24 protein-coding genes are annotated in these 21,668 nt (G+C 57.2%); 17 read left to right on the forward strand and 7 right to left on the reverse strand.

Features of this window, described 5'->3' with window-relative positions; genetic code table 11:
• Positions 1-32 precede the first annotated feature (32 nt).
• From O2N63_RS04530 to O2N63_RS04575, 10 genes are all read left to right on the forward strand, one after another.
• Positions 33-956, forward strand: a complete 924-nt coding sequence (locus tag O2N63_RS04530) for an ABC transporter ATP-binding protein (RefSeq protein WP_271053044.1) — start codon at positions 33-35, stop codon at positions 954-956.
• Positions 953-1,714: an ABC transporter permease gene (locus O2N63_RS04535; RefSeq protein WP_271053046.1), complete on the forward strand. Its 762-nt coding sequence runs from the start codon at positions 953-955 to the stop codon at positions 1,712-1,714. Before O2N63_RS04530 ends, O2N63_RS04535 begins: the two co-directional genes overlap by 4 nt.
• Positions 1,715-1,827: 113 nt before the next feature.
• Positions 1,828-2,625, forward strand: a complete 798-nt coding sequence (locus tag O2N63_RS04540; protein WP_271053047.1) for a S49 family peptidase — start codon at positions 1,828-1,830, stop codon at positions 2,623-2,625.
• A gap of 15 nt (positions 2,626-2,640) precedes the next feature.
• Positions 2,641-2,817, forward strand: coding sequence for a hypothetical protein (locus O2N63_RS04545; RefSeq protein ID WP_271053048.1), 177 nt, complete (start codon positions 2,641-2,643; stop codon positions 2,815-2,817).
• Positions 2,818-2,820: 3 nt separating this feature from the next.
• Positions 2,821-3,792 carry a calcium/sodium antiporter gene (locus tag O2N63_RS04550; RefSeq protein ID WP_271053049.1) on the forward strand — a complete coding sequence of 324 codons (972 nt, stop codon included), beginning with the start codon at positions 2,821-2,823 and terminating at the stop codon, positions 3,790-3,792.
• 26 nt (positions 3,793-3,818) lie between these two features.
• On the forward strand, positions 3,819-4,613 hold the full coding sequence (locus O2N63_RS04555) for an SDR family oxidoreductase (protein WP_271053050.1): 795 nt from the start codon (positions 3,819-3,821) through the stop codon (positions 4,611-4,613).
• A 304-nt stretch (positions 4,614-4,917) separates the two neighbouring features.
• Complete coding sequence (gene uvrC, locus O2N63_RS04560; protein WP_271053051.1) at positions 4,918-6,816, forward strand: excinuclease ABC subunit UvrC; 1,899 nt, start codon at positions 4,918-4,920, stop codon at positions 6,814-6,816.
• Positions 6,817-6,834: 18 nt separating this feature from the next.
• Complete coding sequence (pgsA, locus tag O2N63_RS04565; protein ID WP_271053052.1) at positions 6,835-7,506, forward strand: CDP-diacylglycerol--glycerol-3-phosphate 3-phosphatidyltransferase; 672 nt, start codon at positions 6,835-6,837, stop codon at positions 7,504-7,506.
• The gene (gene moaD, locus O2N63_RS04570; protein WP_271053053.1) at positions 7,506-7,754 is read left to right on the forward strand and encodes a molybdopterin converting factor subunit 1; all 249 of its coding nucleotides are present in this window, start codon (positions 7,506-7,508) and stop codon (positions 7,752-7,754) included. Before pgsA ends, moaD begins: the two co-directional genes overlap by 1 nt.
• A gap of 14 nt (positions 7,755-7,768) precedes the next feature.
• The gene (locus O2N63_RS04575) at positions 7,769-8,218 is read left to right on the forward strand and encodes a molybdenum cofactor biosynthesis protein MoaE (protein ID WP_271053054.1); all 450 of its coding nucleotides are present in this window, start codon (positions 7,769-7,771) and stop codon (positions 8,216-8,218) included.
• Between the two features lie 75 nt (positions 8,219-8,293).
• Here O2N63_RS04575 and O2N63_RS04580 read toward each other — a convergent pair whose 3' ends face one another.
• The 4 genes from O2N63_RS04580 to fsa form a co-directional block, all read right to left on the reverse strand.
• Entirely contained in the window at positions 8,294-8,983 is a 690-nt protein-coding gene (locus tag O2N63_RS04580) for a CDP-alcohol phosphatidyltransferase family protein (RefSeq protein WP_271053055.1), read from the reverse strand.
• Positions 8,984-9,089: 106 nt separating this feature from the next.
• Complete coding sequence (locus tag O2N63_RS04585) at positions 9,090-10,034, reverse strand: tyrosine recombinase XerC (protein WP_271053056.1); 945 nt, start codon at positions 10,032-10,034, stop codon at positions 9,090-9,092.
• Entirely contained in the window at positions 10,031-10,738 is a 708-nt protein-coding gene (locus tag O2N63_RS04590) for a DUF484 family protein (protein ID WP_271053057.1), read from the reverse strand. Before O2N63_RS04590 ends, O2N63_RS04585 begins: the two co-directional genes overlap by 4 nt.
• 151 nt (positions 10,739-10,889) lie before the next feature.
• Positions 10,890-11,543, reverse strand: coding sequence for a fructose-6-phosphate aldolase (gene fsa, locus O2N63_RS04595; protein WP_271053058.1), 654 nt, complete (start codon positions 11,541-11,543; stop codon positions 10,890-10,892).
• A 126-nt stretch (positions 11,544-11,669) separates the two neighbouring features.
• On the opposite strand from fsa, the gene O2N63_RS04600 reads away from it, so the two are divergent.
• Entirely contained in the window at positions 11,670-13,868 is a 2,199-nt protein-coding gene (locus O2N63_RS04600) for a primosomal protein N' (RefSeq protein WP_271053059.1), read from the forward strand.
• Between the two features lie 13 nt (positions 13,869-13,881).
• Here the strand turns inward: O2N63_RS04600 and O2N63_RS04605 are convergent, their stop codons facing one another.
• Together O2N63_RS04605 and O2N63_RS04610 are read right to left on the reverse strand one after the other, a co-directional pair.
• Positions 13,882-14,595 (reverse strand): copper homeostasis protein CutC, encoded by a 714-nt coding sequence (locus O2N63_RS04605; RefSeq protein ID WP_271053060.1) that lies wholly within the window; start codon positions 14,593-14,595, stop codon positions 13,882-13,884.
• A 68-nt stretch (positions 14,596-14,663) separates the two neighbouring features.
• Entirely contained in the window at positions 14,664-15,737 is a 1,074-nt protein-coding gene (locus tag O2N63_RS04610; protein ID WP_271053356.1) for a YeeE/YedE family protein, read from the reverse strand.
• Positions 15,738-15,885: 148 nt separating this feature from the next.
• Here O2N63_RS04610 and O2N63_RS04615 point away from each other — a divergent pair, with 148 nt between their 5' ends.
• The 4 genes from O2N63_RS04615 (at position 15,886) to O2N63_RS04630 (ending at position 19,432) form a co-directional block, all read left to right on the forward strand.
• Entirely contained in the window at positions 15,886-17,121 is a 1,236-nt protein-coding gene (locus O2N63_RS04615; protein ID WP_271053061.1) for an MFS transporter, read from the forward strand.
• A gap of 34 nt (positions 17,122-17,155) precedes the next feature.
• Positions 17,156-17,806, forward strand: a complete 651-nt coding sequence (gene msrA, locus O2N63_RS04620) for a peptide-methionine (S)-S-oxide reductase MsrA (protein WP_271053062.1) — start codon at positions 17,156-17,158, stop codon at positions 17,804-17,806.
• Between the two features lie 312 nt (positions 17,807-18,118).
• A complete protein-coding gene (locus O2N63_RS04625) occupies positions 18,119-18,985 on the forward strand; it encodes a 50S ribosomal protein L11 methyltransferase (protein WP_271053063.1) in 867 nt (288 codons plus the stop codon).
• 102 nt (positions 18,986-19,087) lie between these two features.
• Entirely contained in the window at positions 19,088-19,432 is a 345-nt protein-coding gene (locus O2N63_RS04630) for a hypothetical protein (RefSeq protein WP_271053064.1), read from the forward strand.
• A gap of 130 nt (positions 19,433-19,562) precedes the next feature.
• Here the strand turns inward: O2N63_RS04630 and O2N63_RS04635 are convergent, their stop codons facing one another.
• Positions 19,563-20,117 (reverse strand): peptidoglycan-binding domain-containing protein, encoded by a 555-nt coding sequence (locus O2N63_RS04635; protein WP_271053065.1) that lies wholly within the window; start codon positions 20,115-20,117, stop codon positions 19,563-19,565.
• Between the two features lie 227 nt (positions 20,118-20,344).
• On the opposite strand from O2N63_RS04635, the gene O2N63_RS04640 reads away from it, so the two are divergent.
• A complete protein-coding gene (locus O2N63_RS04640) occupies positions 20,345-20,668 on the forward strand; it encodes a 2Fe-2S iron-sulfur cluster-binding protein (RefSeq protein ID WP_271053066.1) in 324 nt (107 codons plus the stop codon).
• Positions 20,668-21,435, forward strand: coding sequence for an FG-GAP repeat domain-containing protein (locus O2N63_RS04645; protein WP_271053067.1), 768 nt, complete (start codon positions 20,668-20,670; stop codon positions 21,433-21,435). The genes O2N63_RS04640 and O2N63_RS04645 overlap by 1 nt, the downstream gene beginning before the upstream one ends.
• The last annotated feature ends 233 nt before the right edge of the window (positions 21,436-21,668 follow it).

The raw sequence follows: 21,668 nt of genomic DNA on the forward strand, positions 1-21,668 counted from the left end.
AAGACAGGCAATTGGGGATGACAGGAGACAACATGGCCGAGATCTTGAAGGTCAGCGGGCTGACCAAGACCTATGAGGGCGGGCATCAAGCCTTGAAAGGCGTAGATGTTTCCATCGAGGAAGGAGAGATTCTTGCGCTTCTGGGGCCCAATGGGGCGGGGAAAACGACCCTGATTTCAATTGTCTGCGGGATCTCTACGGCGACTTCGGGCACCATCACCGTTGGCGGGTATGACCATGACCGTGACTTTCGCGCTGCCCGCGATCTGATTGGGCTTGTACCGCAGGAAATCAATCTGGAACCGTTTGAAACCGTGATGAACTCGGTGCGATTTTCGCGGGGCCTCTTTGGCAAGCCGCGGGACGACCAGCGGATTGAAGAGATCCTGAAGCTGCTCAGCCTTCATGACAAGAAAGACAACCGGATCATGACGCTGTCCGGCGGCATGAAGCGCCGGGTGCTGATCGCCAAGGCGCTTTGCCATGATCCGCGCATCCTGTTCCTTGATGAACCTACCGCGGGTGTGGACGTGGAGCTGCGCAAAGATATGTGGGAGATCGTGGCACGCCTTAAGGAAACCGGTGTGACCATCATCCTGACCACCCACTATATCGAAGAAGCCGAAGCAATGGCTGACCGGATTGGGGTGATCTCCAAGGGTGAAATCTTGTTGATTGAGGAAAAAGACGCGCTGATCAAACGGCTGGGCCGCAAGGAATTACAGATCGAGCTGTCCGCTCAGATTGATGAGCTGCCCAAGTCGCTTGCCGATAAAGACCTGCGACTGGAAAATGGCCATCTGGTCTACACCTATGACACGCAGGCAAACAGCACCGGGATTACCGGGTTGCTGGCGGACCTGCGGGCAGCGGGATTGCATATGGTGGATCTGTCGACAAAGCAAAGTTCGCTTGAAGAAATCTTTGTGGACCTTGTGAAAGAGGGTGCAGCATGAACTGGAATGCCATCAAAGCCATCTACCGGTTCGAAATGTCGCGCACATTTCGCACCTTGGCGCAGTCGGTTGTCTCCCCGGTCTTGTCCACTTCGCTTTACTTTGTGGTGTTTGGCGCGGCCATCGGGTCGCGGATCGATCAGGTTGAAGGCGTGAGCTATGGCGCTTTCATCGTGCCCGGCCTGATCATGCTGACGGTGCTCACGCAGGCGACATCCAACGCGAGTTTTGGGATCTATTTTCCGAAATTCATCGGTACGGTATACGAGCTCCTCTCCGCCCCGGTTTCGTTTGTCGAGATCGTGATCGGATATGTCGGGGCAGCGGCGACCAAGGCGCTGATGATCGGATTGATCATCCTTGCCACCGCGCATTTCTTCGTGGATCTGAACATAGCGCACCCGATCTGGATGCTCACCTTTCTCGTCATGACCTGTCTCAGCTTTGCACTATTGGGCTTTATCATCGGAATTTGGGCCGGGAGTTTTGAGCAACTGCAACTGGTTCCACTGCTGGTCATCACCCCACTCGTCTTTCTTGGAGGGTCGTTTTATTCGATCTCCATGCTGCCCCCCATTTGGCAGACCGTGACGCTGTTTAACCCGGTTGTTTACCTGATCTCCGGCTTCCGCTGGGCGTTTTTCGACGTGGCGGATGTGTCGCTGTTCTGGTCCGTAGCAGCGATCATCGGTTTCATGACCGCGTGCCTTCTGGCCATTGGCTGGATCTTCCGCACAGGTTGGAGGCTGCGCAGCTGAGATCGGGCAGCGATCACAACGGATGACATCGGAAGCACAGCGGGGAGAAATGCCTTGCTCCTACCCTTGTGACCAGAAGGCAGGCAGATTACATCACCCCCATGACAAATTCCGTGACAAAGCTGATCCCGTTTCTGAACCGCCCGCCCTCTGTTGCGGTGATCCGCCTTCAGGGCATGATCGCATCCGGCAACCGGGGCACGTTGAATGATGTGGCCTTGGCACCGATGATCGAGCGCGCCTTTCGCAAAGGCAAGCCTGCCGCCGTGGCGCTGGTGATCAATTCACCGGGAGGAAGCCCGGTGCAATCCAGCCTGATTGCTGCCCGCATTCGCCGCCTGTCGGCTGAGAAAGAAGTCCCCGTTGTTGCGTTCGTCGAGGATGTGGCAGCATCGGGCGGCTATTGGCTGGCCACCGCAGCAGATGAGATATTGGTAGATGAAAACTCGGTGCTTGGATCGATTGGCGTGATCTCAGCGAGTTTTGGTTTGACTGGCTTGATTGAGAAGCTTGGGGTGGATCGACGGGTATACACTGCGGGTAAATCCAAATCACAGCTTGACCCGTTCCGCCCGGAAAACCCCGAGGACGTGGAAAGGCTTAAGGGAATTCTCGAGGATATTCACGAGAACTTCAAAACACAGGTGACATCGCGTCGTAAAGACAAGCTTCCCGAAGGGGAGGATCTGTTCACGGGTGAGATCTGGCTGGGTCGCAAGGCGATCGAAAAAGGGCTCGCAGATGGGATCGGTCATCTGGTGCCGGTGATGAAAGAGCGTTTTGGCGATAAGGTGCGATTCCGGGTCTATGATGCCAAACGCGGCCTTCTTTCGCGCGTCGGCCTCAGCCTGATGAACGACACGCTGACCCAGATTGAGGAACGCGCTGAATTTGCGCGATTTGGACTGTGATGGGGTGGTGTTGACATGGTGATCAAGATTGTTGTCCTGTTTCTGGTGGCGATGGGAGTTCTGGCCATGTTTGGCAAGCTTCGTTATCCGGGACAGAAACGTGTCGAAGCGATGAAATGCCCCCGTTGCGGGCGTTTTTTGCTGGGAAAATCCGCAAAGAAAAACGGATGTGATTGCAAGGGAAAGGGCTAAGCCTTGGATCTGATTTTTGCGGCCCTTGGCCTGATCATTCTTCTTTTGGCGGGCGACAGCTTGGTGCGGGGCGCGGTGAACCTGTCGCTGCGCCTTGGGGTACCTGCACTTATTGTCTCGTTGACGATTGTGGCCTTTGGCACCTCTGCGCCCGAGCTTCTGATTTCCGTGCAGGCTATCATGGAAGGCGTTCCGGGGCTGGCGTTGGGGAATGTGGTGGGGTCGAACACCGCCAATATCCTTCTGGTGCTTGGTGTGCCGGCTTTGATGCGCGGCTTGTCGACTGGGGCCTGTGACACGCGCAAAAGCTATGTGCAGATGATGGCGGCCTCGATCCTGTTTCTGTTTGTCTGTTTCAACGGGGTCATCACCTGGGTGCAGGGGCTTGTGCTTCTTGCGGTTCTTGGCCTGATTTTGTTCTCGGCCTTTAAAGACGCGATGTGTCACCGCCGCGCCTGCAAGGAAGGTGAGGCGGCAATTGACAACGACGATGAGGAAGAAGAAGTTGAGGGGGCGGACCCCGACATGGCGTGGTGGAAAGTCATCCTGTTCCTCGCACTGGGTTTGATCGGCCTGCCTTTGGGGGCAGATCTTCTGGTGGATGCCTCGACCAATATCGCCCGATCCATGGGGGTGACGGAAACCGTGATCGGCCTGACCCTCGTGGCACTTGGAACGTCGCTGCCTGAACTTGCCACAACCGTGATGGCGGCCCTGCGAAATCAGGCTGAAGTGGCGCTTGGCAATGTGATCGGCTCGAACATGTTCAACCTCTTGGCCATCATCGGCGTTGCCTCGCTGGTGGGTCCAATTCCTGTTGAGCCCGGTATCTTGCAGTTTGATATCTGGGTCATGCTCGCCGCGTCTGCGATGCTTGCGCCATTTGTGTTCTGGAAATGGCATATGGGTCGGATTTGGGGTGGGGTTCTGGCTGTGCTTTATCTGGTCTATGTTTCGGTGGTGCTGGTTCACTAAGAACCGGCGCAACGCAGGAGGGTGCCATGACGAAACGTGCATTGGTGACAGGGGCAGGCGCGCGTCTGGGCCGAGCGATGGCCTTGGAGCTGGCGCGTCAGGGTCATGACGTGGCAGTGCATTATGCCTCTTCTGCGGAAGGTGCCGAAAAAACCGCTGAGATGATCCGCGACATGGGCCGGACGGCGGTAACACTACAGGCAGATCTGCTGGATATGGAAGCAGCCGAAGCACTTGTCCCGAAGGCCGCCGATGTATTGGGTGGGCCGCTTACCGTTCTCGTCAACAACGCGTCTGTCTTTGAATACGATAATATCCAGACCGCCACTCAGGAGAGGTGGGATCGCCATATCAACTCCAATCTGCGTGCGCCGTTTTTCATGATCCAGGCCTTTGCCGCACAGGTGCCTGACGCGGTTCTGGATGAGAATGACGAACCCGAGGCGCAGGCGTTGGTAGTCAATATGGTTGATCAACGGGTCAAGAAGCTGACGCCGGAATTCATGACCTACACACTCGCCAAAGCTGGCTTGTGGACGCTGACCCAAACCGCGGCTCAGGGGCTTGCGCCTCATGTGCGGGTGAACGCAATTGCCCCCGGTCCGACATTGATCGGGCATCGTCAATCAGAAGCGCATTTCGCGGCCCAACGGACCGGAACGGTGCTGGGCCGCGGAGCAGGGGCCGAGGACATCGTTGCCGCCTTTTCCTACCTGTTGAACGCCCCTTCTGTAACCGGGCAAATTATTGCCGTTGATGGGGGGCAGCATCTGGGTTGGAGAACTCCGGATATTCGTGGCGTCGAGACGAAATCCTCTTAATCCACCAGAAAATGAGGGGGCACTGCGATAAGTTGTACACCTGTTCAATTTATCGCCTGGGTAAATTGTTTTTTTTGCAATAAAATCATGACTTTACCAAATGTTCATATTTTTATCGTTCAAAAACAGCAGGTTGCAATATTGCCTAAAAAATAGGCAAACTGACAAACGTGGCTAAAAACAAGGGAAAACCGCACGCCAAGGGAACAAATCCTCAGACTTATCCACAGAATTTGTGGGCATGTTTCCTATTGCTTCGTGACCGTTAAGATTGCAGCCAAGTAGAGAATCGCAAAGGACGCATATGAGCACGGATCAGCCGAGCAAAACTTCAGGCACCAAGGAAAAGCCCATCCCAACGGGCCATGCGGTGATCCAGTCTTACCTGCGTCTTCTCGATGGGGCGCCGGGGGTTTACCGAATGCTCGATGAGAAAGGGCGCGTGCTCTATGTTGGCAAGGCCCGCAACCTGAAGAAACGTGTCTCGAACTATGCCAAACCCACGGGGCATACCGCGCGAATTGCGCGCATGATCAGCCAGACCGCCTCGATGATGTTTCTGACAACAAAGACAGAAACAGAGGCGCTGCTCTTGGAGCAGAACCTAATCAAACAGTTAAAACCGCATTTCAATGTGTTACTGCGGGATGACAAGTCGTTCCCGAATATCCTTGTCACCGATCACGAGTTTCCAATGATCAAGAAACACCGGGGCGCGCGGAAGGAAAAAGGGCAGTATTTCGGCCCCTTCGCCAGCGCCGATGCGGTGAACCGGACGCTCAATCAGCTGCAAAAGGTGTTTCTGTTGCGCAATTGCTCGGATGCGATGTTCGACAGTCGGACCCGGCCCTGTTTGCAATACCAGATCAAACGCTGCGCGGGGCCGTGTGTAGATCGGGTAAGCCGCGAAGACTATGCGGGATTGGTCAAAGAGGCGCAGGATTTTCTAGCCGGGCGCACCACCAAGATGCAGGAGGATCTGGCCGCCGAGATGCAGGCCGCCTCTGCTGCGATGGAATTTGAACGGGCTGCGATAATTCGCGATCGAATCAAAGCGCTTACTCAGGTGCAGCAATCGCAGGGCATCAACCCACGCGGTGTGGGAGAGGCGGATGTGATCGCCTTGCATATGGAAGGCGGGCAGGCCTGTGTGCAGGTCTTTTTCATCCGGGCGCATCAGAACTGGGGCAACCGTGATTTCTATCCGCGGGTAGGTAATGGCAAGGATGCGGTCAGCGCAGGCGAGGTGCTACAGGCCTTTGTGGGTCAGTTCTACGACCAGAAAGAACCGCCGCGTTTGATCCTTCTGTCCGATCCGCTCGACGATCAGGATCTGATGGAAGAGGCACTGACTGAGAAACTGGGTCGCAAGGTCGAGATTGCCGTGCCGCTCCGGGGTGAAAAGTCCGATCTGGTGGCGGGCGCGCAAAGGAATGCCCGCGAAAGCCTTGGTCGCAAGATGGCGGAAAGCGCCACGCAGGTGCGGCTGCTCAAGGGAGTGGCCGAGGCATTTGATCTCGATGCCCCGCCGGCGCGGATCGAAGTCTATGACAACTCGCATATTCAGGGCGCACATGCGGTAGGTGCGATGATCGTCGCAGGCCCCGAAGGTTTCATGAAAAGCCAGTATCGCAAGTTCAACATCAAGGGTGAGGACCTCACCCCCGGTGATGACTTCGGCATGATGAAAGAGGTGCTGACCCGCCGGTTCAAACGGCTTTTGAAAGAAGACCCGGATCGCGAAGAGGGGCATTGGCCAGATCTGCTGCTTATCGATGGCGGGGCCGGGCAAGTGAGCGCTGTGCATGAGATCATGGAAGAGATGGGCGTGACCGACATTCCCATGATTGGCGTGGCCAAAGGTGTGGACCGCGACCACGGCAAAGAGGAATTCCACCGACGGAATCAACGCCCCTTCGCGTTGAAACGAAATGATCCCGTTCTTTATTTCATCCAACGGATGCGCGACGAGGCACACCGTTTTGCCATCGGCACCCATCGGGCCAAGCGCGCCAAGGCGCAAGGGGCGACCCCGCTTGACGATGTGCCCGGCGTGGGAGCGGCGCGCAAACGCGCGCTTCTGTCCCATTTCGGCTCGGCCAAGGCCGTCAGTCGTGCAGGGTTGGAAGATCTCAAAGCTGTGGACGGGATTTCAGAAAGTCTTGCGGAAACCATTTATGGCTTCTTCCATGACAAGTCCTGACGCGTTAAGGATAATCTCATGAAATGGACCGTTCCAAATATCCTCACCATAGTCAGGCTGCTTGCGGCGCCTGCCTTGGCGATCATGTTTCTGTATTTCTCTCGCCCTTTGGCGGATTGGCTGGCGCTGATCCTGTTCCTTGGTGCGGCGATCACGGATTGGTTTGACGGCTATCTGGCCCGCTCCTGGGGCCAGGAAAGCAAGATTGGGGCGATGCTTGACCCGATTGCCGACAAGGCGATGGTGGTGGTCGCGCTGATGGTGATTGTCGGCTATTCCGACGCCTATTGGACCCCATGGCTGGTGCTGCCCGCCACGGTGATTCTGTTTCGGGAAGTGTTTGTCTCGGGGCTGCGCGAGTATCTTGGGGATACCGCTGGTACGCTCAAGGTCACAAAATTGGCCAAGTGGAAAACCACGGCACAGATGGTGGCCATCGCGGTGCTGTTTTCGCGCGGGATTTTTGAACACCACCTTGTGATGGGCTCATTTGGCATGGATCAAACCATGTTCGATCAGATCATGTTAGGCGAGATCGAAGATGAAATCGGCCTGCGCTGGTTCTTCCAAGGTATGATCTGGTCGGGGCGTGTTGGCCTGTGGTTGCTGTGGCTTGCGGGCCTGCTGACCCTGATCACCGGATGGGATTATTTCCGCAAGGCCCTGCCACATCTCAAGGAGGATGTGTGATGATCGATGTAATGTATTTTGCCTGGGTGCGTGAACGCGTGGGCGAACCGCGTGAACAGGTGGACACGCAGGCTGTAACCGTATCCGATCTGGTGGATGAGCTGCGCGCGCGCGAACCGCGCTATGCCGAAGCCTTCAAAGACCTCTCGGCACTTCGCGTGGCATTGGATCAGGAACTGGCCGATTTCGACGCGCCTCTTTCCGGGGTGCGCGAAGTGGCATTTTTCCCACCGATGACCGGTGGTTGAGATAGGGGGCTGAGATGCCTGTTCGTGTTCAGACAGAAGAATTTGATCCCAGCGAAGAAATTCGGGGCTTTGGCCGGGGGCGTACCGATGTGGGTGCCGTGGTCAGCTTTACTGGTGTGGTGCGCGATGATGATGGGACACTCGACCGGATGGAGATCGAGCACTATCCCGGCATGACCCAAAAGGCGATCGAAGCGATGGTGGACCGCGCCACCGAACGGTGGGAGCTGGCCGATTGCCTTGTGATCCATCGCCACGGCGCGATGCGTCCCGGCGACCAGATCATGATGGTGGCCACGGCGGCGAAGCACCGCGTGGCAGCATTTGAAGCCGCTGAATTCCTAATGGATTACCTGAAGTCCCGTGCACCCTTCTGGAAAAAAGAATTTACCTGCGCAGGCAAAACCTCGTGGGTCGATGCCAAGGTGAATGATGAAGAAGCGCTGAAACGCTGGGAGGAGTAGGCGCGTGTTTCACAGCGCCATCGCGCATTGCTCGCCTGTCTCATGACAATGCTTTTACGCTCTGAAACTGGATGGTTAGCGTTCGGGAAAGATCTGTTGGGCGATTCCGGCACCCAGCAGGTAGATCGAGGTTAAGACCAACCCCCAATGCGCCCAGCTTTCCGGGTGAAAGTCGACCCATGCGGCCCAACCGGCAAAAAAGGTCCAGCCGAGCGCAACCGGAAAGCTGATCAGGCGCCAGCGTTTTGTTCGTGTCGGGTGAATGAACTTGAGTGGGGCGAACATAGCGATCGCAAGGGCCACGATCAGTCCGAGCATCAGCCAGAAACTGGGTTGCGTCGCAAAAAGAACAATGATCAGCATGTTCCAGCATCCAGGGAAGCCAGAGAAGGAATTATCGTTCATTTTCATGCGGGTGTCGGCAAAATACACGACCGATGCGAAGGTGATTACAATAATTGCCACCCAGCCAGTCCAGCCCGGCATGAGCCCTGATTTGAACAGCGCATAAGCGGGGATGAACACATAGGTCAGATAGTCGATGATCAGATCCATCAACACACCATCATATTGCGGCGCATATGTTTTGACCTGATAGTGCCGGGCGAGCGGTCCGTCGATCCCGTCAACCGCAAAGGCTACGACAAGCCACAGGAACATGAGCCCCCACTTCTCGTCCACCGCCGCGAGCATAGCCAACATTGCAAACACAGCGCCTGTGGCGGTGAGAAGATGCACGAGCAGGGCTTTGGTCCGTATGTTCATGGCGACCTTTTGCCGGAAAACCATATTGGAAGAAAGAAAAAACCAAATGTTGCCGAGTTTTCGGCGAATGTGTTTCAAAAAAGAGTAAGAGGCGCGACGGGGAAAGTCAGTCGGTTGCTTTTGCCCGGGGGTGGGTGGCCTCGTAAACCTCCATCAACCGCGCGGTATCCACAGCTGTATAGGCTTGCGTGGTGGACAGTGACGCATGTCCCAAAAGTTCCTGAATGGATCTGAGATCCCCTCCGGCATTGAGCAGATGGGTGGCAAAGCTGTGGCGCATTGCATGGGGGGTGGCCGTGGCGGGCAATCCCAGTTGCATCCGCGTTTTTTCCATCACCTTTTGCACGGCGCGAGGGGCCAGTGCCCCACCGCGCACACCCTTAAACAGAGCCGCATTCGGGGCTTCCGGATGGGGCGACAGGCGTCGATAGGCTTCGACAGCCTGTCGCGCTGCGGGCAGGACCGGCACCAGTCGCTCTTTGTCCCCTTTGCCACGGATGCGCAGCATGTCTGGCAGAGGGGCGTCAGCACAGGTCAGGGACAGCGCTTCGGATATGCGCAAGCCGCAGCCGTAAAGCAATGTGACGACGGCAATATCGCGTGCCCCAACCCAATCCTGCCGGGCTTGTTCCCCCACCAGATCCAGCATCGCTTTGGCGGCGTCCGGCGCCAGGGGGCGGGGCAATTTTTGGGTGAATTTGGGGCTGCGCACCGACAGCACCGCAGTTGCGTCAAAGTCATCGCGTTCGGAAAGCCAACGGTAAAAGCTTTTCACCGCAGAAAGCTCACGGGCCAGCGAACGTGCCGCAACGCCACGCCCACGTTCATGTGCCATCCATGCGCGCATGTCAGAAAGCCCGACCTTTGCGAGCGCTGTACGCCCCTGTGGGCCGCCAAAATGCTCTGCCATGAAGGTGAGAAAACCAATCAGATCGGTCTGATAAGCCGCCAGCGTATTTTCAGAAGCGCCGCCCAGCGCACGCATATGATCCAGCCAATTCGAAAGCGCGTCACGCGCGCCGGGTGAGATCAGGGTGGGTTGGTCGCTCACGACAACCAGCGGCGCATGGCGCGTTCAAACACCCCGCCGAAGAATTGCAGCAGGTCCGTGCCCTGACCCGGTTTGAATTGATGCGGGTCTTCTGCGCCCATCACCAACATGCCAGGCAGGCGGCCTTTGCCCAGATTAAGGCGAACGCAGGCTTCGGAACGCACCCAAAAGGTCGTGTCGCCATAAATGGTCTCATCCTGTTCCTGAATTTGGCGCAGGAACACGCTGCGCCCAGATTGATCGCGCGGGCTGCCAAGGTAGGTGTCAATAAAACCCGGCTGCGCCGTGGCCAGAACTTTGCCCAGTTTCTGCACTGCCGGGTTCTTCTCGCTTTGAACTGTCTCCAGCACCAGACGCACCGCATCAACACGCAGGATTTCCGCTACTTCGCCACCGAGATCGGTCATGAACACTTCAAAGTCAGCGGGATCAAGCATCCTGAGAATGGCGCGGTGGATGAGATTCATTCCGGCGAGATTCTCATATGCGGCTGCAATGACAGATCTGTGGGTGTCTTCGAGCCGATCCAAACGGCTTTCCAACCGCTCCATCGCGATGCCTCGCAGATCCACGATATTTGACCCCATCGCGCGCTCGTTCGCCGCGATCAGGGCACGCATAAGATCTTGATCGTCCAGAATAACTTCGGGTTGCGCAATCAGCGCTTCGCGCAATTCATCCGCAATGGAAAGGGATGTGCTCATCACTGCCTCAGATTTTATAGTCTTATCTTTTCCCGTGCTTATACACGAGATCCGAGGCGATTACCGCATGTTTTTGGTTAAAATACGGTAAATGCGGCAGGGCCGTGGCCCCGCCGCGACATGTGTTGTGGCGGACATACTCCGCGACCCCTTACAGGATCTTGATTTCAGCAGCCTTGATGTCGGCCAGGAAGGCATCAAGGCCCTTGTCGGTCAGAACATGTTTCGCCATCGCCTGAATGACGTTGGGCGGCGCGGTGGCCACATCGGCACCCACAATGGCGCAGTCTTTCATGTGGTTCACGTTGCGGATCGACGCGGCGAGGATCTGGGTCTCGTATCCATAGTTGTCATAGACGGTGCGGATGTCGGCAATCAGCTCCATCCCGTCCAGAGAAATGTCGTCCAGACGGCCAATGAAAGGAGAGATGAAGGTCGCACCTGCTTTGGCCGCCAAGAGCGCCTGGTTGGGCGAGAAGCAAAGCGTCACGTTGACCATAGTGCCTTCGTCGGTCAGCGCCTTACAGGCTTTCAGACCGTCCCAGGTCAGCGGCACTTTCACCGCGATGTTGTCCGCGATCTGCGCCAGCTTGCGGCCTTCCGCGATCATGGTTTCGGCGTCAATGGCCGTCACTTCCGCGGACACTGGGCCATCGGTGATCGAGCAGATCTCTTTCGTGACTTCGATGATGTCACGACCCGATTTCTTGATGATTGACGGGTTTGTGGTCACACCGTCCAGCATGCCGTGATCATGCAGGTCCTTGATGGCATCGATGTCGGCGGTATCGGCAAAGAATTTCATTCGCGCGGGTCCTATCGTAATTTGGCCCTGACAGGGGCCGGGTGGCTTGTTCTTGGCGCTCTCATAGCGCAGAAAGGAACCAGCAGAAACCCCTCACTGAAACCGTTACAAGGTCAAAGATACCTCATGAGCATGGACGTGCGTCATTTTGCGGAAGGTGAACGGGTCGGTGTGCTGACCACCCAACCCCTTGATCGCATCCTGACTTACCGCGCACCCGAAGGCGGTTGTGTGCAGGGCGCCTATGTCGAGGTGCCGCTGGGTCCGCGCAAGGTGCTGGGTGTGGTCTGGGGGCCGGGCGAGGGGGGCTTTGACGCCTCTAAGCTGCGCAAAGTGATCAAGGTGATCGACGTGGCACCGATGCGGCTCGAGATGTCGCAGTTTCTCACTCGAGTGGGAGATTACACGATCACGCCGATGAATCACATGCTTCGCCTTGCCACCCGCGCGCCGGGGCTTATGGATCCTCCGTCAATGCGTAAGGTGCTGCGGTCGACCGGGTTTCGCCCCAACCGCCTGACCGATGCCCGCGCCAAGGTGCTTGCGGCAATGGATGACAATCCGGGGGCGGCGTTTACCCAATCCGAGCTTGCCGGGCTGGCGGATGTCTCGGCATCCGTCGTCAAAGGCATGGTGAAACTGGGCGCGCTGCGCGAAGAAGACGCGCCGCGTGACCTGCCATACCCGTTTCTTGATCCGCTGAAACCCGGTAAAGCGCTCACCGAAGATCAGGAAACAGCCGCGCGTCAGCTTTGCGATGGTGTGAAATCAGGGCGCTATGGCACGACACTGCTGCGGGGCGTGACCGGGGCGGGGAAGACCGAGGTCTATCTCGAAGCGGTCGCTGAATGTCTGAAAAAGGGCCGCCAGGCTCTGGTGCTTCTGCCGGAAATTGCCCTCACGTCCGAGTTTTTGAAACGGGTTGAAGAACGGTTCGACGCGCGCCCCGCTGAATGGCATTCCGGCGTGACCATGACCGAACGCCGCCGCTGTTGGCGCATGGTTGGCGAGGGCGAGGCGCAGCTGGTGGTTGGGGCACGATCTGCACTTTTCCTACCTTTTCGTGACCTCGGACTGCTGATTGTCGACGAAGAACATGACAATTCCTACAAACAGGAAGATGGCGTGCTTTATTCCGCCCGCGACATGGCGGTACTGCGCGCGTCCATCGTGGATGCGCAGGTTGTGCTCGCCTCGGCCACGCCATCCTTGGAAACTTGGGCCAATTGCGAGGCGGGGAAATACCAGCGCATTGAACTGACCAGTCGCTACGGCCCCGCCGTGCTGCCTGACATGCGGGCGATCGACATGCGGCAAGAGGATCTGCCGTCGCAAAGCTGGATCTCGCCCACACTCAAGGCCGCCGTCACCCTGCGCATCGCAAAAGGGGAGCAGTCGCTTCTGTTCATCAACCGCCGCGGCTATGCCCCGGTCACCATTTGCCGCGCCTGCGGGCACCAGATCGGCTGTGACCATTGCGATGCACGGATGGTCGAACATCGGTTCCAAAAGCGTCTGGTCTGCCACCAATGCGGCGAGACAAAACCCATGCCTGAGGCCTGCCCGGACTGTGAGGTGGAGGGCAAACTCGCGCCGGTCGGCCCCGGTGTCGAACGGCTCGCTGAAGAAGTCACCGCCGCCTTTCCTGACGCGCGGATTGCGGTGCTATCATCGGACTTGTTTGGGTCCGCTCGCGCGCTAAAGGCCGAGATCGAGCGCATTGCGGCAGGCGAGGCGGATATCATCATCGGCACGCAGCTGGTGGCGAAAGGGCACAACTTCCCGCATCTCACGCTGGTTGGTGTGATCGATGCGGACCTTGGTCTGCAAGGGTCTGATTTGCGCGCAGCTGAACGCTCGTTCCAGCTGATCCGTCAGGTGGCGGGTCGGGCCGGGCGGTCAGAGGCCCGTGGCACCGCGCTTTTGCAAACCTTCCAGCCGGAACATCCGGTGATCCGTGCGATTCTTTCTGGCGATGAAGAGAAATTCTGGTCGGCCGAAGCAGGCGAGCGCCGCCATGCAGGGGTTCCCCCGTATGGGCGCATGGCCGGAATTGTCCTGTCTTCGACCGACATTCAGGCCGTTTTTGATCTTGGTGCCGACATGGCCCGCCGCTCAGGGCCGCTGCAAGAGATCGGCGCGCAGCTCTATGGTCCCGCTCCCGCCCCCATCGCCCGCGTGCGCGGACGCCATCGGGTGCGGCTTCTGATCAAAGCTGACAAAACCGCACCCATCCAATCCGCCATCCGCAAATGGTTGACCCAGTTCCCAGTGAAAGGCGACCTGCGCATTCAGGTCGATATCGACCCGCAGAGTTTTTATTGAGATTGGATTTTCCCTAAGTCGCGCGTGTACCCATCGCCTGCTTCATCTCCCGAACCTCATTTTCAGACGTCTCGAAACGCCCTCCGGGCGGGTCAAAGTCGGAAAAGGCTGGGTCGCCATGGGCAGGCTGATTACAGGCAGCATGGGCTTCGGAGGCACCCGTGAGTGTCATGACTTCAGCGACGTTATTAGCTGTCAAGCCACAGCCGGGCATGACAGATAATTGACTGTTGGCCCTTTTGACCATGCGAGCGATCATCTCCACCCCTTCAGGCGCAGTTGGTTGTGCGCCTGAAGTCAACACCCGATCAAATCCAAGAAGAACGGCTTGATCCACAGCAAGCAACGGGTCTGGCACCACGTCAATAACTCGGTGCAATGTCTTGCCCAGCGGCCCGGCTGCTTCGACCAGCTTTGCCAGAACGGACATATCCAGCGTGCCATCCGCATGCTGTGCGCCCACCACCACACCAGCCAAACCTGACTGGCGGGCCATCTCAATGTCGGCCAGCATGATCCCAACCTCATCGTGCGAGAAGTGAAACAGGCCACAACGCGGGCGGATCATCGCATAGCAGGGTATGGTCAACTTGCTGGCGGCCTGCATCAATCCTGCGGAAGGGGTCAGCCCGCCTTCGGATAGAGATGAACAGAGCTCAACGCGCACCGCACCGCCCTTCATGGCCGCAATCGCTCCTTCCAGGGTATCAACGCAAACTTCCAGCATGGCGCACCTCTCCGTTCTGAGCCTGTTCTGAGATGTGAAACTGGATTGCCGGATTGTGCAAGAGGCGCCTATTCCGCTGGCTGCGTAACCCCGCCACCCTTAGGCTGGTCCACCAGATAATCGGTGATTATCGCGCCGATCCACATGCACAGAAGCGCAAGCCATGCGGTGGCGACGAAGATGGATCCTCCTGTCACGCCCGCACCAATCGCACAGCCACCGGCTAGCATCCCGCCAAATCCCATCAGCACCGCACCGGTCATCGAGCGGCGCATCACCGCTTCGCCTTCATAGCCCTGAAACTTGAACTCACCGGAAAAGTAGCTGGCCGCAAAGGCCCCAATCACCACGCCGGGGATAAGGCCGATATCGAATTCGAGGACCGGATCGGGGATCAGGAAAAACATCAATGTGTTGGCGGACGGGCCGGTAAAAGTGGCCGAGGTCACAGAGACAGGATCAAAGGCGGCTTGAGAGAGTTGGAACGTCAGAACCCACCCCAGGGCCACGGCAAAGCCCACGCCTGAGCCAAAGATCAGCCGCTTGTAACCAAGGTTTGAACGTCGGGCGAGGATGAGGGCCAGAACCGCAATGGCCAGCCCCATGGCGAAACCAAACCACTCTGGCAGGCCAATAAGTGTCAGCAGGTTCACATTGGTGCCCCCGGTGGTCATCCAAAGTGAGGCCAGCCAGTTGCGCGCATCCGCCAAAAGCCCATGCAGCGACATTTGCGCTGCAACTGCCATGACCATTCCCGACATGACCGAGCGCAGGTTGCCCGTCGAGGCCAGCACCAGAAGCCGCCCGGAGCAACCGCGTGCCAGCACCATGCCGACCCCGAACATGAGCCCACCAATGATTGCGCCGGACCAGCTTCCGGTCACGGCCATCATCCGTGCATCTTCGGTGCGCAAAAGCCCGAGCATCGCCGCCCCCTGCACCCAGACAAGTGCAGTCGAGAAGGTCAAAAGCCAGATTGCAACGCTGGAGGACATTGTGCGGCGCGCAAACTCGACTGTGGCCGCCCGTAGGCAGAAGCGCGACTTTTGCGCTGCGATACCAAAGACGATACCGGTGGCCAGCCCAAAAAGAGCCGCCGTTGGGCTTTCCCCGATACTTTCCATCAGCGGGACGATGTCGATCATGGCTGAAATGACCTCCGGTTCTGTCGGTTTGGGCGAGCGTATAGGGCGTCGCCCATCGGTTCCTTGACTTATATCATAGATATAACTCGTTTTGTGAATGTGTTTTCTGTTGGTGTTAAGTAAGAAACGGGCGTAAGGCGGGATTATGCGACACACCACTCTGACCCTTGAAGAAGCGCGCGCGCTGCCGTTCTGGCGTCGTCCCGTCTTTTTGCTTCTGCTGATGACAGCCGCCATGCCGCTGGCCTTCTCGACGTGGCTGGCGCTTCTGAATAATTTTGTCATTGAGTCAGCAGGGTTTTCCGGGGTTGAAATCGGCTGGTTGCACACGGTGCGAGAAATCCCGGGATTTCTGGCGATCGGGGTGATTGCGCTGCTCTGGATCATGCGTGAACAGGTGCTGGCGGTGTCATCGCTTGCGCTTTTGGGGGCGGCGACCGCCATTACGGCGTGGTTTCCGTCCTTCTCAGGGCTGTTGATTGTGACCATGCTCTCATCCGTCGGGTTCCATTATTTTGAGACCGTTAACCAGTCGCTGCAGCTTCAGTGGATCGACAAGAGACGTGCCCCACAAATGCTGGGATGGATCACGGCGGTTGGGTCAGGGGCGTCGCTTGTGGCCTATGGTTTCCTGGTGCTCACATGGAAGACGCTGGGGCTGAGCTATAACTTTGTCTACATGCTCTCAGGTGGCCTGACCGTGGCGATTGCCGCTTTTTGCTGGTTTGCCTATCCAAAGTTTGAAAGCCCCGAGCCGCAGCTGAGAAAGTTTGTCCTGCGCCGCCGCTATTGGCTTTATTACGCGCTGCAATTCATGGCGGGCGCACGTCGACAGATTTTTGTTGTCTTTGCGGCCTTCATGATGGTCGAACGATTTGGCTTTGAAGTGCATGAGGTGACGGCGCTTTTCCTGATCAACTATGTGGCCAACATGATTTTTGCACCGCTCATGGGAAAAGCAGTGGCGAAATGGGGTGAACGCCGTGCTTTGGTCTTTGAATATGTCGGGCTGGTCGGCGTGTTCCTTGCCTATGGTGGGATCTACTTCTTTGGTTGGGGGGTGATGCTGGCCATGGCGCTATACATTCTCGATCACCTGTTCTTTGCGCTGGCCTTTGCGCTGAAAACCTATTTCCAGAAGATTGCCGACACACAGGATATTGCACCAACCGCCGCTGTGGCGTTCACCATCAACCATATCGCCGCCGTATTTCTGCCCGCGCTGCTTGGCTATCTCTGGGTGGTCTCGCCGGGCGCGGTGTTTGGGTTGGCCGCGGGAATGGCGGGTGTGTCGCTTGCCCTTGCGCTTCTTATCCCGCGCCATCCTGACAAAGGTAACGAGACCGTGTTTTCCGGGCCTCTTGCCAAGCCCGCCGAGTAGGGCCAAGTTTTGGGCAGGTGACGGAGGATAAGCGATGCTCTTTGGCAAACAGAAAAAACTGACACTGGTGGACGGATCTGAGGCTTTGCCGGGACGAGCAGACCCAATTCCGACCGCAGAGATCCACCATGTCTTTGGTCGCCCTCTTACTTTGGAGGTGCCGGAAGGACACGAGGTCGCCATATTCGGTATGGGTTGTTATTGGGGGATCGAACGGATCTTCTGGCAACAACCCGGTGTCTGGCTGACAATGGTCGGGAATGCAGGTGGCTATACGCCCAATCCGACTTATGAAGAGCTTTGCACCGGGCAAACCGGCCACACGGAGGTTGTGCGTGTGGTCTATGATCCGGCGAAGACCAGCTTTGAGGCGCTCTTGAAAGTGTTCTGGGAAAACCACGACCCAACTCAGGGAATGCGGCAAGGCAATGATATGGGCACGCAGTATCGCTCGGCCATCTATGTCACAAGTGAAGCCCAGCTGGATGCAGCCCGCAAATCCGCCGCCGAGTTCGGGCCGCGCCTGACAGCCCAAGGCTATGGACCCATCACCACTGAAATAGCGATGGCCGGGGAGTTTTACCCCGCTGAAGCGTATCACCAGCAATACCTGTCGAAAAATCCGGCAGGATATTGTGGGGTCGGCGGCACCGGTGTGACCTGCCCAATTGGAACCGGTGCCTGACCGCTCAAATGTGCTGCTGCCAAAAGCAACCGGGCTGTGCCCGTTTTCCTTTGTTGGCGGTGGCTCACTGCGTGAGCCTGAGGGGGCGCTGCCCCTCGCGAGGCAAGCTCGCTCACCCCGGGATATTTATCACCAGAAAATGAGCACGCACCCATGGTTGTCGGGGGTAATTGGTTTTATCGAATATTTGAAGAGTACCACGCGAAGCGCCCGCCTCACCCTGCTTCACCCTGATGGCCAACGCAGGGTCGGACCACTTGACCCTGCCGCAGTCCCCCGCTAGGCCCGTTTCAACCATTGAAAGGACCTGCCATGCCCACTTGGACTGCTCTTACCACCCTGTCGGGTCAGGACGCTGCTGACGCACTTGGTCTCGCGATGGAGACCCTGTCACCAGAACCTACCGGGATTGGGATCTTTGAGGTCGAAGATAACAGCGGGCTTTGGGAAGTGGGGGGCTATTTCACCGAGCAACCGGATCACGCTGGACTGGCGCTGTTGGCGCGCCTGCATGGCGCAAAGGATTTTACCGTCTCGGAATTGCCCGAAATCGATTGGGTGGCCCATGTGAAGCGGGAACTGGCGCCAGTTGAGGCGGGCCAGTTCTATGTTCATGGCGATCACGATACGGACACGTTGCCCGAAGGAAAAGTCGGACTTCTGATCGAAGCGGCCATGGCTTTTGGTACAGGACATCATGGGACGACGCTGGGCTGTTTGCGGGCGCTTGACCGATTGGCCGGTCAGGGGTTCGTGGGAGAAAACGTGGCAGATATCGGTTGCGGCACCGCTGTATTGGCGATGGCTGCGGCAAAGATCTGGCCCAACCCTGTGCTGGCGTCTGACATTGATGAGGTTGCTGTGGATGTGGCAAAGGCAAATGTTGCAGCGAACGGGCTTGTTGGACGCGTAAACTGTGTCGAGGCGGCGGGGTTTGACGCCCCTGAATTGCGCGAAGCTGCGCCGTTTGACCTCGTTTTCGCGAATATTCTCAAGGGTCCGTTGATCGGCCTGGCTCCGGACATGGGGCAATCGATTCGTCGCGGTGGTTACGCGATCCTGTCGGGAATTCTCAATCCGCAGGCAGACGAAGTGATCTCGGTTTATCAACAAAATGGGTTCAATCTGGTCTCACGTGATGAGATTGTTGATTGGACGACGCTAATCTTGGCTAAATAAGGCTGGATTGCGGCGGAAACAGTTTGTTTCCTCGAAATTTTGCCATTTTTCGTTAAATTGAATGGTGACTTCGTTGGTGGGGGCCAACCAGAGGTTCAAAGTATGGCTGATGTGAACTACGCAACATTTAGTAAGCGAAAGCACGCCATTGAAAAACGGCATCGCGAGATGTCAGGTGGCTATATTGAATTGGTCGAGCGGGACGGTCTTCTGGTTCCGAAGTCCAGTCGTCGCCAGCGCAGACTTCCGCTGCGTGGCATGGCTATTATCCTTATGCTATTTTTGGTGTTTAAGGGTTTCCTTATCGTGCAGCTTGGCAGCACGACTTTTAGCGATCGCGTTGATAAACTGGCCAATGGTTCTCCGGTCGAGCAGGTCGGGGCTTGGGTCATGGCCATAGATCCTATTTCAATGTGGATTTCAGAACAGATGAAAACTCTGATGTAATATCATCAGATGGGGAAATTACGGCCCCAAACAGGCAAAGCCTCGGCCTTCAAGCCGGGGCTTTTTTTTGAGCGCCTGCCCAATCGAATGAGGCGTGCAGAAAAACGCGCTTCTGTTCTGAATGCTTTCCTTACTGGGCTGGTTCAAATACCGGCAGAGGCGCGTAATTGATCAGGCCAAGAGTGCGGGCCGTTTCCAGCGTCAGGATCTCGCTATTGAAAGTTGGGCGTTGAAACGCCCGGATCGCCATGCGTGTCGGAGCATCCATTACTCCTGTTATTGGTCCGCGATACACGCCGCGCACGGCAAGGGCACGCTGTACTGAGGAAATGAATTCCGGTGTCAGTATGTCGGGGCAGGGAACCTCGAAATAATAGGTCTGTCCACCCGCTGTGACCACCTGGCGTGTGGCCGTTTCATAGCGCGGAGGCGCGATAATCGTGCTGCCGTCATGTGAAAACCTCGCGGGTTCCACCAAACGACTTTCTGTTACTGTTTCAATTGCTGCCGGTGTGGTGTCCTGTCCGTAACAGGCACCTTCTCGCCCTCCATCGGGGCCTTCCCCCGGGGGAATCAACCGGGCACCTTCCGGTGGTTTTGTTACATCGGGCGCAGGTGGGGTGCAGGCGGAGAGAGCCAGCCCAAAGCACAGCCCGGACATCAGGAGGTAAGGAAGGCGCGTCATGTCTGCTCGTTTCTGTTGCGACCGTGATTTGGCGGAACGTAGCGGGTTTTGACGACCTTCGATAGTCCGCTATATCGGTGTGGCAACAGATCGCCATGAAACTTCTCAGGGCCGGTTCACGCCAAGTTATACAGCGCTGGGGTCGCAAATGCGCGTTGCGTGACCTATATGGGCGCACTAGAAGGGATCTGGACGCAGACTCGCGGCAGCAAATTGGAGAACGCCAGATGGCAAAAATCACCTATATCGAGCATAACGGGACCGAGCACGTTGTGGATGTCGCCCCCGGCATGACCGTGATGGAAGGCGCACGTGACAATAATATCCCGGGCATCGAAGCCGATTGTGGCGGCGCCTGTGCCTGCTCGACCTGCCATGCCTATCTGGACGAGGCCTGGATTGAAAAAGTGCCTGCCAAAGATGCGATGGAAGAGGATATGCTCGATTTCGCTTTCGAGCCCGATCCCAGCCGCTCGCGTCTGACCTGCCAGCTGAAAGTGACTGATACGCTGGACGGTCTTGTGCTGCACCTGCCGGAAAAACAGATCTGATGGCGGTCAAAGCACCGCGTCTGTCCGCCCGAATGTGGCGACCAGCTGTGCGCGGTGCGGTGCTGTCCTTGGTATGTGTGGCAACCGGGGCGGTGGCGGATCCGATTGTTGATGCCCGATATGATGGCCCCACCACTCGCTACCCACATGGGGTGCTCGGGGACGCGGTGGAGCATGACACATTGGTGGTTCGGCTCGCCTCAGGGCAGGAACTGCGCGCCACATGGCCGGATCCCATTGTTTTCGAGGATACCCACCCACGCCTTGTCGATCTGGATGGAGATGAAACCCCGGAAGTGATGGTGGTGGAAAGCCATCAGCAATATGGGGCACGGCTGGCGATCTGGTCGGTTGATCAGGGCGCGCTGACCCGTTTGGCTCAAACCCCGTTCATCGGCACCCGCTATCGCTGGCTCGCTCCGGTTGGCGCAGCAGATCTTGATGGCGATGGGGCTGTTGAAGTCGCTTATGTAGACCGACCGCATCTTGCGAAAACTCTGCGTGTCTGGAGGTTTGAACGCGGTGGTGAGGAGGCAAGCCTCAGTGAAATCGCATCTAAACCCGGTTTGACCAACCATAAGATTGGCCAAGATTATATCACTGGCGGCATTCGTGAATGTGGTGAGGGGCCAGAAATTGTGACTGCCGACGCGCAATGGCAAAATATCATGGTGACGCGTCTCATTGATGGGAACCTTGTCAGCCGCGCGGTCGTGCCATTCGACGGGCAGGCTGCCGTTAAATCCGTGCTGTCCTGTAAAAAATAACCCGACAAAGGGGCGCTGCCCCTCGCGAGACAAGCTCGCTCACCCCGGGATACTTCTGACCAGAAAATAATGAAATCCATCTGCTATTTTCTGGTTTCAAATATCCTGGGCTGAAGGGCAAAGCCCCTGTTAGGCTTACGCAGTGAGCCACCGACAGTGCCAAGCGAAACCGAGGCCTGTGGCTCCACAAAAAAAACGCCCCGCGAACCGGTTCAGTGCGGGGCGCATTTGGT

The sequence above is a fragment of the Aliiroseovarius salicola genome, assembly GCF_027891095.1.
Taxonomy (GTDB): domain Bacteria; phylum Pseudomonadota; class Alphaproteobacteria; order Rhodobacterales; family Rhodobacteraceae; genus Aliiroseovarius; species Aliiroseovarius salicola.